The organism is Sorangium sp. So ce145, assembly GCF_051525985.1.
Taxonomy (GTDB): Bacteria; Myxococcota_A; Polyangia; order Polyangiales; family Polyangiaceae; genus Sorangium; species Sorangium cellulosum_B.
The window spans coordinates 4,388,612-4,400,026 of sequence record NZ_CP150315.1 but is presented as its reverse complement, the minus strand read 5'-3'; the positions used below and the strand labels follow the sequence as shown (position 1 = coordinate 4,400,026).

The 11,415-nt window shown below is 68.9% G+C and carries 10 protein-coding genes; 7 read left to right on the top strand and 3 right to left on the bottom strand.

The window, feature by feature from the left end; genetic code table 11:
- Positions 1–47 precede the first annotated feature (47 nt).
- From WMF34_RS16580 to WMF34_RS16570, 3 genes are all read right to left on the bottom strand, one after another.
- The gene (locus tag WMF34_RS16580) at positions 48–965 is read right to left on the bottom strand and encodes an ACP S-malonyltransferase (protein WP_012235817.1); all 918 of its coding nucleotides are present in this window, start codon (positions 963–965) and stop codon (positions 48–50) included.
- The gene (locus WMF34_RS16575) at positions 962–1,276 is read right to left on the bottom strand and encodes an acyl carrier protein (RefSeq protein ID WP_012235816.1); all 315 of its coding nucleotides are present in this window, start codon (positions 1,274–1,276) and stop codon (positions 962–964) included. Before WMF34_RS16575 ends, WMF34_RS16580 begins: the two co-directional genes overlap by 4 nt.
- A gap of 331 nt (positions 1,277–1,607) precedes the next feature.
- Entirely contained in the window at positions 1,608–1,814 is a 207-nt protein-coding gene (locus WMF34_RS16570; RefSeq protein ID WP_044965058.1) for a hypothetical protein, read from the bottom strand.
- A gap of 569 nt (positions 1,815–2,383) precedes the next feature.
- On the opposite strand from WMF34_RS16570, the gene WMF34_RS16565 reads away from it, so the two are divergent.
- The 7 genes from WMF34_RS16565 to WMF34_RS16535 are packed head-to-tail and all read left to right on the top strand — an operon-like array spanning position 2,384 to position 11,395.
- Positions 2,384–3,763 carry a PfaD family polyunsaturated fatty acid/polyketide biosynthesis protein gene (locus tag WMF34_RS16565; protein ID WP_437993858.1) on the top strand — a complete coding sequence of 460 codons (1,380 nt, stop codon included), beginning with the start codon at positions 2,384–2,386 and terminating at the stop codon, positions 3,761–3,763.
- 2 nt (positions 3,764–3,765) lie between these two features.
- Complete coding sequence (locus WMF34_RS16560) at positions 3,766–4,014, top strand: acyl carrier protein (RefSeq protein WP_012235814.1); 249 nt, start codon at positions 3,766–3,768, stop codon at positions 4,012–4,014.
- Positions 3,992–5,224, top strand: coding sequence for a beta-ketoacyl synthase N-terminal-like domain-containing protein (locus WMF34_RS16555; protein WP_012235813.1), 1,233 nt, complete (start codon positions 3,992–3,994; stop codon positions 5,222–5,224). The genes WMF34_RS16560 and WMF34_RS16555 overlap by 23 nt, the downstream gene beginning before the upstream one ends.
- Before the next feature lie 16 nt (positions 5,225–5,240).
- Positions 5,241–6,503 (top strand): hydroxymethylglutaryl-CoA synthase family protein, encoded by a 1,263-nt coding sequence (locus WMF34_RS16550; protein WP_437993857.1) that lies wholly within the window; start codon positions 5,241–5,243, stop codon positions 6,501–6,503.
- A complete protein-coding gene (locus WMF34_RS16545; protein WP_012235811.1) occupies positions 6,491–7,267 on the top strand; it encodes an enoyl-CoA hydratase/isomerase in 777 nt (258 codons plus the stop codon). Before WMF34_RS16550 ends, WMF34_RS16545 begins: the two co-directional genes overlap by 13 nt.
- A 1-nt stretch (position 7,268) precedes the next feature.
- Complete coding sequence (locus WMF34_RS16540; protein WP_012235810.1) at positions 7,269–8,018, top strand: polyketide synthase; 750 nt, start codon at positions 7,269–7,271, stop codon at positions 8,016–8,018.
- 41 nt (positions 8,019–8,059) lie between these two features.
- Positions 8,060–11,395 (top strand): NACHT domain-containing protein, encoded by a 3,336-nt coding sequence (locus WMF34_RS16535; protein ID WP_437993856.1) that lies wholly within the window; start codon positions 8,060–8,062, stop codon positions 11,393–11,395.
- Positions 11,396–11,415 lie beyond the last annotated feature (20 nt).

Sequence of the window (11,415 nt, the reverse complement as noted above, 5' to 3'; positions counted from 1 at the left end):
GCAATCACGGCGCGCCTCCGGCGAGAGCTCTTCCTGGAACAAACCTGCTATCCCGCACATGCAACGCCCTCGCCGTGGAATGCGCTGAACTCGGCCTGTCGATCGATGAAGAACCCGAACTTCGTAAGGCTATTCCCGTACCCGACCTCGACGAACCGACGGCACCCGAGCGCAGCGAGCTTCTTGATCCCACGCTCCCACTGCACGGGGTGGCTGATGTGGCGCGCCAGGCCGTCGCGCAGCGCTTCGGGCTCGTCGGGCAGCCAGTCCCCCGTGACGTTGTCCAGCACCGGCGCCGCGCGGGGCCCGAAGCGGACGCCCGCCAGCACCTCGGCGAATCTCACCTGCGCGTCCTCCAGCATCGGGCAGTGCCATGCGCCGCTGACCGGCAGCCGGACGATCTTCTTCGGCCGGTGCGCTCGCAGCTCCTCCTCGGCGAGCTCGATCGCCGGCACGGCGCCGGAGATCGAGTACTGCCCGACGCAGTTGTAGTTCGCGATGAACACGAGATGCCCCCGCGAGCGCAGGTCGGCCAGCACCTGCTCGAGCACCGCTTCCCGGAGCCCGATCACCGCGCACATCGCGCCAGGGCGACGGTCCACGCACTCGTCCATGAGGCGCGCGCGCTCGACGAGCGCCTCGATCGTCTGCTCGTACGTGAGCATCCCCGCGGCGTACATGGCCGACCACTGACCGACGCTGTACCCGGCGAAATACTCAGGGGTCGCCGCATCACGCTCCCGGAGCATGTCGAGCAAGATCGCGCTGACCAACACGGTCATCAGCGAGCTGAACCGGTTTTGATCGAGGATCCCGGCGTCGCCTTCCTGGATCCTCCGCAAGACGTCGGTGCGCGTCGAATCGCAGATCACGCCGTATCGCTCGGCGAACCGGGGGTGCCCCACCACCCCCGCACACATGGCCGGATCTTGCGCCCCTTGCCCGGGGAACAGGAGGGCCTTCATCCCCGGAGCGCGTTCTGACGCGCGCGTTCGTCCATTGCACCGGACACAAGCGAGACGATCCCGGACAGCGAGACCACCACGTTGGACAGGAGCTCTTCGTCCGTGAATCTCAGGCCGAACTCACGTTCGACAAACTGGATGAGCTCGACGTAGGCCTGAGAATCCATCAAGCCGAGCTGGAACAGATCGCTGTCTGCGTCGACTCCGCTTTCGCCGTCGAATTCGATCAAGAGCCGCTCGGACAGATACCTCTTGACAATCGCTTCCATAGAGACGAGCTCCGGGCGTTGAACGCCTCTGAAATAGCTCATGGACCAATCCCGCAGGCAGCAGTGTCAGACGGCGGACCATATCTGCGCCTGTTGCCTTGTCAAGGCTGGAGCAAAGCAACCGCGACACCCGCATGAGCCATGGGAACAGCTTCTTTCTGTTTCTGATTCTGTTTCTGCCTTGTGCCGTTCTGTTTCCTTGTCCCTTGCCGGTTCCATTCAGGGCGATTTCAATATCACTGCACCAAGGGGTCGCGAGGATGAGCGGATGCGCCATGCGGTGTGACAGAGGGTTGCAGACAGGTAACGAGGCAGCCGCGCATTTCACTTGACGCCGTCCAGAATCGGTTAAGCAGACCGGAGCAGACGAGCGTCACCATCGACGACAGCGCCCCTCCCCGTCGGCCAGGTCCGGGAGGTGGGGCAAGGCGCGCGCGAGGGAGTGGACATGGTCACCGGCCTGGGTCAGCAGGGTGCGGAGACGTTCTGGGATCCGCTCGATCTGTGGTTCAAGGTGCCGGCGTTCTCGCTCCAGCCGCGCGTTTCTCTCGTGCAGCGTCTCGACCTCGTCGGCGAGCACGCCCCGCTCGATGCACCCACGCAGCAGCCGTGCAGGTTATCGTGCCGCGCGCGCCCGTCAAGCCGATGTAAGCGCACCGACGGCTTTGCTCGACCTCGGCGCGGCGTCGTAGCGTACTGGTGGCGCGCTCGTCGCGTACGGCGCACTCAGCACTCGTTATGTAACTCGTCACGTACGACGCCGTCGCGCCGTCAGCCCGCACCCTCCTCCAGTCTCATCAGTGCGTGCGTTCAAATTGAATCCACATTGAAATTATCCACATACACACTTGGTGCGCCCATCGACGGCGAAACGGCGCGTGTAGCATCCATGGGGCGAGGGACTCCTTATATCCCATAGACGGGACATCCCCGCGCTGGGTTCCCCTCTTGCGCGCCTCGGTGCAGCGTGGTATCTGCCACGGGCGTCGCGAACGAATGAGTCGCTGACGATATCAGGATTCGCGGAGAGGGCTCGAACCTGCCCTGATTGAAGGGGTTGTACGTGCGTTTTCGCATCTCAAGGGAATCGCTCTCGATACGACGACTCCCTGCGATCCGTGGCCTACGTCGAACGGCGGTAGCTCCTCGATGATCACCGCGAAATCCCTGGGCGATCGCTCGTTCAAGGCGGACTATGGCGTGGACTACGCCTACGTCGCGGGGGCGATGTACAAGGGCATCGCGTCCAAGGAGCTCGTCGTCGCGATGGGCAAGGCGGGCTTCATCGCGTACCTCGGTACGGGTGGGCTCGACGAGCGCGAGATCGAGGCGTCCATTCGCTCTATCCAGTCCGTGATCGCGGGGAGAGCGTATGGAATGAACCTGCTCTCGAACCTCGAGTCGCCGGAGCTGGAAGAGCGCACGATCGATCTCTATCTGCGGCACGGGGTGCGGTGTGTCGAGGCCGCGGCCTACATGCGGGTCACGCCAGCGCTCGTGCGGTACCGGCTCCAGGGGCTCGCGAGCGGCGCGGGGCGGACCCTGGTCGCGCCCCGGCGCGTCCTCGCCAAGGTGTCGCGGCCCGAGGTGGCGGCGGCCTTCATGCAGCCCGCTCCGGAGGCGGTGGTCCGACAGCTCGTCGAGTCGGGGAAGCTCACCGAGCAGGACGCCGCGCTCGCTCCTCTCGTGCCGATGGCGGACGACGTCTGCGTGGAGGCGGACTCGGGGGGCCACACCGATCAGGGCGTCGCGTTCGCGCTGCTGCCGGCGATGCTCGTGCTCCGCGACGAGATGATGACGAGGTACCGCTACGAGAAGCGTATCCGCGTCGGCGCGGCGGGCGGGATAGGCACGCCTCACGCGGCCGCGGCGGCCTTCGTCATGGGCGCCGACTTCATCCTCACGGGCTCGATCAACCAGTGTACGCGCGAAGCGGGCACGAGCGAGCCGGTGAAGGCGCTGCTCCAGCATTTGAACGTGCAGGACACGACGTACGCGCCGGCCGGCGACATGTTCGAGCTCGGGTCGAAGATTCAAGTCGTGCGGCGCGGGCTGTTCTTCCCGGCGCGGGCGAACAAGCTCCACGAGCTCTACATGCGACACGGCTCGCTGGAGGAGATCGACGCGAAGACCCGGCAGCAGATCCAGGAGAAGTACTTCCGGCGATCGTTCGACGCGGTCTGGAGCGAGACGAGGAGCTACTACGCGAGGACCTACCCGCACAGGCTCGCGGAGATCGAGCGCAGCCCGAAGCAGAAGATGGCCGCGGTGTTTCGGTGGTATTTCGCCCACACGACGCGCCTCGCCCTGGAGGGCGTCGAGGACCAGCGTCTCGATTACCAGATCCACTGCGGCCCCGCGCTGGGCGCGTTCAACCAATGGACGAAGGGGACCGCGATCGAGCCGTGGCAGAACCGCTATGTCGCCGACATCGCTCGACGCATCATGGAAGGGACTGCTGATCTGTTGAACGCACGGTTCGGCGCGATGAAGGAAGCCGCCGAGCCCTCTCAATCTGTGAGCTCGTAATCATGAACCGGCAAGAAATATTCGATTTAATCGCCCGCCATGCGCGCGAGGTGCTGCCCGAGCTGGAGCAGCACCGGTTCCAGGACAGCGACCGGTTGCAGGATCTGGGAGCCAACTCCGTGGACCGCGCCGAGATCGTCATGCTGACGCTCGAGTCGCTGTCGCTCAAGATCCCGCGGGTCGAGACGTTCGGTCCAAGCAACATCGGCGAGCTTGCGGATCTGTTGCATGCGAAGCTCCGGGGAGCCTGAAGCGGCCATCACGGGCGTCGGCGTCACCTCGGCGATCGGGCAGACGCGCGACGCGTTCGCGCGTGCCCTTCTGCGCGGCGAGTCGGCCTTCGGGGTGATGCAGCGACCCGGGCGCCAGAAGGGCACTGCTTTCCTGGGGGCCGAGATCGCCTCGCTCCAGGTTCCGGAGGGTATGGCGCCGCAGACGCTGCGCAAGGCGTCGTTCTCCGCCCGGGTCGCCCTCGCGACATTGCACGAGGCATGGCGCGACGCGCGCCTCGACGACGTCGATCCGCGGCGTATCGGCCTCATCGTCGGCGGCTCGAACGTGCAGCAGCGCGACCTCGTCCTGGCGCACGAGGAGTACGCGGGCCGGGCAGACTTCCTCCGGCCGACCTACGGCGTGTCGTTCATGGACACGGATCTGTGCGGCTTCTGCACCGAGCAGTTCGGTATCCGGGGGCTCGCGTACACCGCGGGCGGCGCGTCCGCGAGCGGGCAGCTCGCGATCATCCAAGCGATCCAGGCGGTGCAGGCCGGCCACGTCGACGTGTGCATCGCCCTCGGCGCGCTGATGGATATCTCTTTCTGGGAGTGCCAAGGGCTCGCGAGCCTCGGCGCGATGGGCTCCGAGCGCCACGCCGCCGCCCCCGAGCGGGCGTGTCGCCCGTTCGACCGCGCTCGCGACGGGTTCATCTACGGCGAGTGCTGCGGCGCGGTGGTCGTCGAGGCGCTGCCGCGCGCTGCGCGCCGCGGCGTCAGACCCTACGCCTGGCTGTCGGGCTGGGGGATCGCGATGGACGCCAACCGGAACCCGGATCCGTCGCTCGACGGCGAGGTCGAGGCGATCCGCAGGGCGCTGCGATGCGCCGGGTGCGCGCCCGCTGACATCGACTACGTGAACCCGCACGGCACGGGCTCGGTGGTGGGCGACGAGACGGAGCTCGAGGCGCTCCGCGCCTGCGGGCTATCCCACGCTCGCCTGAACGCGACCAAATCGCTGGTGGGCCACGGGCTGAGCGCCGCGGGCGCGGTCGAGGTGATCGCGACGCTCCTTCAGATGCAGGAAGGTCGGCTGCACCCGTCAAGAAATCTCGACGACCCGATCGACCCGTCATTCAACTGGGTGCGCGGAGAGGCCGTCGCGCACACGATGAAGACCGCGCTCACGCTGAGCATGGGCTTCGGCGGGATCAACACAGCCTTGTGTCTGCGCAAGTACAGCGGATGACCTAGGGAGCGGCGGCATGATGGCAGTAGGAATCGAAGCGATAAACGCGTTCTGCGGGACGGCGTGCCTCGACGTTGCGCAGCTCGCGCGACACCGGAAGCTGGATGCGGGCCGCTTCCAGGGGCTCCTGATGATGGAGAAGACGGTCGCCCTGCCCTACGAGGATCCTGTGACGTTCGGCGCGAACGCCGCGCGGCCGATCGTCGACGCGCTCTCCACCGCGGAGAAGGATCGTATCGAGATGCTGATCACGTGCACGGAGTCGGGCATCGACTTCGGCAAGTCGATCAGCACGTACCTGCACCATCACCTGAGGCTGAGTCGCAACTGCCGTCTCTTCGAGATCAAGCAGGCCTGCTACTCCGGAACCGCTGGGCTCCAGGCGGCCGTGAGCTTCGTGCTCTCGCAGGTATCGCCCGGGGCGAAGGCGCTGGTCGTGGCGACGGACATCTCGCGCTACATGGTGGCCGAGGGCGCGGACGCGCCGGCGCCGGAGGCGGCGTTCGCGGAGCCTAGCGCCGGCGCCGGCGCCGTCGCGCTCCTCGTCAGCGATCGCCCGCGCGTCTTCCAGCTTGACGTTGGGGCCAGCGGTTACTACGGCTACGAGGTGATGGATACGTGCCGTCCGGCTCCCGACATCGAGGCTGGCGACGCCGATCTATCGCTGCTCTCGTACCTCGACTGCTGCGAGAACGCATTCCTCGAATACAAGAAGAGGGTCCGCGACGTCGATTACGTGCGCTCGTTCGGATACCTGGCGTTCCACACGCCGTTCGGCGGGATGGTGAAGGGCGCGCACCGCACCATGATGCGCAAGATGGCGCGGGCGAAGCCGGCGGAGATCGAGGAGGACTTCGCGCGGCGCGTGAGCCCGGGGCTCGTCTACTGCCAGCGCGTCGGCAACATCATGGGCGCCACGTCGCTGCTGTCGCTCGTGAGCACGATCGCCCACGGCGACTTCCAGGCACCGGAGCGCATCGGGTATTTCTCGTACGGCTCGGGGTGCTGTTCCGAGTTCCTGAGCGGCGTCGTACGCCGCGAGGGGCAGGAAGCCGTGCGCGAGCTCCGCATCGACCGGCAGCTCGACGACCGTCACCCGTTGTCGATCGCAGAGTACGATTACCTGATCCGCGGAAATAGCCAGCTCCGGTTCGGCACGCGGGACGTCGAGGTGCGCGAGGCAGGCCTGCCGGCGGCGAAGCCGGTCCGCGAAGGGGAGCGCCGTCTGAAGCTCCGGGCGGTAGCGAACTTCCACCGCGAGTACGAGTGGACGCCGTGACCGCCGTCCCTCCCTACCAGACGCTGCGCGTCAGGAACCAGGACGGGATCTGCTTCATGCAGATCCACCGACCCGAGGCGCAGAACACGATCGACGATCGGCTGATCGACGAATGTTCCGACGTGCTCGATCGCTGCGAGGACGCCGCGACCATCGTGGTGATCGAGGGGCTCCCGGAGACGTTCTGCTTCGGCGCCGACTTCTCGGCAATACGGGCGGCGCAGGGCGTAATGCGCGGCCCCGAGCCGCTGTACGACCTCTGGATGCGGCTCACCACCGGCCCGTACGTCGTGATCTCGCACGTGCGCGGGAAGGCGAACGCCGGCGGCATCGGCTTCGTCGCGGCGAGCGACATCGTGGTCGCCGACGCGACAGCGACGTTCAGCCTCTCCGAGCTCCTCTTCGGGTTGATCCCGGCCTGCGTCATGCCGTTCCTTGTGCGCCGCGTGGGCTTCCAGAAGGCGCACTATATGACCCTCATGACTCATCCGCTCGACGTGTCACAAGCCGCGGCGTACGGTCTCGTCGACGCGTACGACGCGAACAGCGACGCGCTCCTCCGGCGGCACCTCTCGCGCCTCCGGAGGTTGAGCAAGACCGCGGTAGCCCGCTACAAGCGGTTCTCGTCAGCCCTCGGCGGCGCCGTCGCCGCGAGCCGGCCGCTGGCGCTCGCGACGAACAAGGAGGTGTTCTCCGATCCGCGCAACATCGAGGGCATCATGCGCTACGTCGATGAGGGGATCTTCCCCTGGGAGCGCCCCTAACATGGCAACGCCCGTCGTTCACCTCACGACCGTCGAGCCTTCCATCGTGCAGATCAAGATGGAAGATCGCACGTACAAGAACACGTTCTCCGAGGGGATCTGCGCCGGGCTGGTGGACGCGTTCCGTCGCGTGGCGTCCGATCCGGATTGCAAGGTCGTCGTCGTCACCGGGTACGACACCTACTTCTGCTCGGGAGGCACGCAGGAGGGGCTCCTGAGCCTCTCCGGTGGGCAGGGGAAGTTCACCGACACGCCGATCTACCACCTCCCGCTCGCCTGCGAGGTGCCGGTGATCTCCGCCATGCAAGGGCACGGGATCGGCGGCGGCTTCGCGCTCGGCCTGTTCGCCGACTTCGTCGTCCTCAGCCGCGAGAGCGTCTACACCGCCAACTTCATGAAATACGGATTCACGCCCGGCTTCGGCTCGACGCTCATCTTGCGCGAGAAGCTGGGCCTCCCGCTGGCGCAGGAGATGCTCATGACGGCGGGGAGCTACCGGGGCGCCGAGCTGGCCCAGCGGGGCGTGTCGTTCCCGGTCGTGCCGAGGGCGGAGGTGCTGCCGCACGCGTACCAGCTCGCGCGACAGCTCGCGGAGAAGCCGCGCCGCTCGCTCGTCATCCTGAAGAGCCACCTGGTCGCCGATCTCCGAGCACGGCTCCCCGTGGTCGCCGACATGGAGGTCGCCATGCATGAGCAGACCTTTCATCACCCCGAGGTCCGGGAGCGGATCAAGTCCCGCTTCGGAGCGTAGCGCCCGGCGAGCCCCGCGATCGTTAGGTCATCGAGGACGAGATGCACGTGAGAATCGTCGACAGGCCCGGCGCGGGCGAGCGGGAAGACGCGATCGACATCTCGATCGAACGCCCCGCGGGAAAGGAGACCTTCGCCGCCTCGGCGAACGCCGCGCTCGCCGGCGCCGAGCTCGACGCACGGCTCGCCTGGTACTTCGCGGAGTATCCCCAGACCACGGCGCTGCCGCCCGACGATCGCGGCGTCGCGAGCGCCATCGCCGACGTAGGGCGGGCGATGGGCGAGCGCCTCGCGAACGGCGAGGAGCGCCCCGCCGCGCTCGCCTCGGCGATCGGGGAGCGCGAGCCGCGCCGCGTCGGCGTCCTCATCGAGTCGTCGCGCGCCTCGTTCCTCGCGGCGCCGTGGGAGCTCATGGTGCTGCCGGGCGCCGACCAGCCGTGGTCGACGCTGGCGGCGCACTTCGTCCGCCGCTTTCATCGCGCAGGGCGCTCGGAGGACGATTCTCAGATCGCCTACGAGCTGGGCGTGACGCCGCCGGAGCCGGAGGCGGTGGCCGCATTGAAGGCGCAGATGCGGGGCGACGCGCCGGCGCCGCAACCCCCGCCCGACGCGCCCTTGCGGATCCTCCACGTCGTGTCGAGGGCTCTCCGCGATCTCCTGCCGTTCGCCTCGAGCCACGCGCTCGAGTGGGCCGCGGAGTCGCTCGGCGCCGAGGGGGCCGTCGACTACGAGATCTTCCCCGCGGGCTGGGCCGAGCTCCAGGCGCGCCTCGTCGATCGCCGGCGCCCGGTGCACGTCCTCCACTACGATGGGCCGATCGTCCTCGACGGCGGCATCGCCAGCGTGCTCCTCGGCGGGCCCGACGGCCCGTTCGAGCGCGTGGCGGTGGCGGAGCTCGCCTGGGCGCTCGTGCGCAGCAAGGTGGCGGCGCTCGCGGTCGACACCCGCGGAGCCTTCGACGGCGCCCACCCCGTCGCTGTGCCCGCGGCGGTGAGCGCCGTCGCGAGCGCCGCGCGCGACGCGTCCCTCGGCAACGTCATCGCCGCGGCGTACGCGGCCGATCCGTGGACGAGCGGACGATGCTTCCAGGAAGTCTACACGCGCCTGGCCGCGGGCCTCACGCTCGGCGAGGCGGTGGTCGACGCCCGGCGCGCGCTCTGCGAGCGCGCGGAGGCATCGCGCTTCACGTCGGAGCCGCGCCCGTTCCACGCCTGGCCCCTGCTCGTCCACTACGGCGGGCAGTCCGTCTCGTTCTTCGCGCAGGCGCAGGCGCGCGCGAGCCTCGAAGAATCGCAGGCGCTCGCGCGCGCACGGCGCCGTCTGCTCGGCTTTCACGCGACGCTCCTGCCGCCCCTCCTCCGGCACGCCGGCGACGGCGTCGCGGTCGCCGCGCTCGGCGCCATCGCCCGGGGCCGGCGCGCGATCGCGCTGACGGGCGAGCCCGGCGCCGGCAAGTCTCACGCCGCGCACCGCGTCGCGCTGTACCTCGCGCAGCGCGACGCGGTCGACTTCGCCTTCTACTTCGACTTTGGCGCCGAACCGTACTCGGTGGACGACATACTCGAGATGATCGCGCCGGTCCTCGGGCTCGCGCCAGATCGAAAGGCCGAGACGAGGGTCGCGCTCGCGAAGCTCCGCTGCTGCTTCGCGCTCGACGACGTGGATCGCGCCGCCCATCGCGCCAACGGTGCGCCGGGGGCAGCCGCCGGCCCGTTGCTCGAGTTCGTCCGCGAGCTCCTCGCGGCCGGACACGTCGTGGTCACGATCGGGGCGACCAAGGCCGCCGCTCTCGCGCCGGACTTCGTCGAGCTCCCGGTGGCTCCGCTCTCCGCCGACGAGCAGCAGGCGCTGGCGGCCGACGAGCTCCGCGCGCGCGACCTCCAGGGCCGGGACCGCGACGCGGACTGGCCCGCGCTCCTCGCGGCGACGCGAGGCCACCCGTTCCTCCTCGAGCGCGCGGTCCGCCTCCTGCGCGACGGCTCGGTGAGGGGCGTCGCCGACGGGGTACGATCGCGCGTCCCGACGGGGCACGCCCCGGTCGAGGCGTTCTACGGGTGGCAGTGGGCTGAGATGCCGCAGCCCTGGAGGAGCCTGCTCCTCGCGTGCGCGCAGGTCGACGGCCTGCTCCTCGAGATCCTGATGGTGGCCGTCGATCAAAAGACGCCGTTCGCGCCGGCGAAGAGGCTCCTGGCGCGGCTGGGCGACGAGTCCGCCGTCTTCTCCCAGGGGCTCGCGCTGTGGGAGCGGCGTGGGTTCCTCGTGCGACTCCCGCACGGCCGGATGATCGACCCGCGGTGCCGCGCCTTCCTGGAGCTCGCCGGCCGAAGCGAGCGCTGGGACGGCGGCTCGGCCGACGCGGAGCTCGAGCTCAGCCAGACGCTCTGCGAGGGGCTGCGGATCCTGAGCGCGCACCTGCAGGGCCGGGCCAACCCCGCGCTCACGCACTATCTCCTGATGAACCGGCGGCACTGGGTCGCGCATTTCGAGCGCCTCTGGTTCGCGGGCGATCTCCGCGGCTTCCTCGGCGTGATGCACGCGTTCAACCAGCTCTTGCGCCAGGCCCAGCTCGGAGCGGAGGGCGCCGCGTGGTCGCTCCGCCTCGTGCAGCGGTCGCCTGTGCCCGACGTGGACGGCGAGGCGCCGCCGGAGGCTTCGCTGGCCTGGCTGGTCGTCGCGCTACAGGCGCTCGGCGCGAGCGGCGCCGCTGCCGACCGGGCGCTGTGCGAGGGGGCCGCCGCCTGGCAGCGGTGGCTCGACGCGCTGCCGGAGCCCATCGAGCTGCGCCGCGCGCGCCAGTTCCAGCAGGTCGCCACCTTCCTCGACGCGCTCTACCGCGCCCGGCAGGACTGGGCGACGGCCATCGCCGTCGACGAGAAGGCTCACCGCTTCTACAAGCGCATCGGGGCGTGGCCGGCCGCCGTTCAGGCGCTCAGGTCGCTCGCGCGCTGTCACGTCGAGCTCGGCGACGCGGGGGCGGCGCTGCGTCTCGAGGACGAGATCCTCCACGACATCCCGTACGCGGACGCGCCGCCCGGGTTCCAGGCGCAGCAGCTCTTCGACGTCGCCGTGGCGCGCGCCGCGCGGGGCGCCTTCGCCGGCGCGCAGTCGGCGCTGGACCGACTGAAAGCGATGGATGACGCGAAGCGGTTCGGCGACTCGCTCGAGGCGCTGCAGGCCGACGTGCGCTATGAGCAGGGGAGCTACGCCGACGCTCTGCGCGACTACTGCGCGCTGTGGACGCGCGCCCTAGAGACGCAGCAGGCGCCGTTCGTCGAGCGCCTGCGGACGCGGCTCCTCGATCTGCGCGGCAAGCTCGGCGAAAAGGAGTTCGAGCGGCGCATCGAGCGCGAGCTGCCCGAGGGGATCGCTCGCCCCTAGGGCACCGCCGAAGGAGATAT

Bases quoted from the DNA above. Each gene is read 5' to 3' on its own strand.
- WMF34_RS16555 (WP_012235813.1), top strand. From the start codon at position 3,992: ATGCGAAGCTCCGGGGAGCCTGAAGCGGCCATCACGGGCGTCGGCGTC.
- WMF34_RS16560 (WP_012235814.1), top strand. From the start codon at position 3,766: ATGAACCGGCAAGAAATATTCGATTTAATCGCCCGCCATGCGCGCGAG.
- WMF34_RS16535 (WP_437993856.1), top strand. From the start codon at position 8,060: ATGCACGTGAGAATCGTCGACAGGCCCGGCGCGGGCGAGCGGGAAGAC.
- WMF34_RS16575 (WP_012235816.1), bottom strand. From the start codon at position 1,276: ATGAGCTATTTCAGAGGCGTTCAACGCCCGGAGCTCGTCTCTATGGAA.
- WMF34_RS16565 (WP_437993858.1), top strand. From the start codon at position 2,384: ATGATCACCGCGAAATCCCTGGGCGATCGCTCGTTCAAGGCGGACTAT.
- WMF34_RS16580 (WP_012235817.1), bottom strand. From the start codon at position 965: ATGAAGGCCCTCCTGTTCCCCGGGCAAGGGGCGCAAGATCCGGCCATG.
- WMF34_RS16540 (WP_012235810.1), top strand. From the start codon at position 7,269: ATGGCAACGCCCGTCGTTCACCTCACGACCGTCGAGCCTTCCATCGTG.
- WMF34_RS16550 (WP_437993857.1), top strand. From the start codon at position 5,241: ATGATGGCAGTAGGAATCGAAGCGATAAACGCGTTCTGCGGGACGGCG.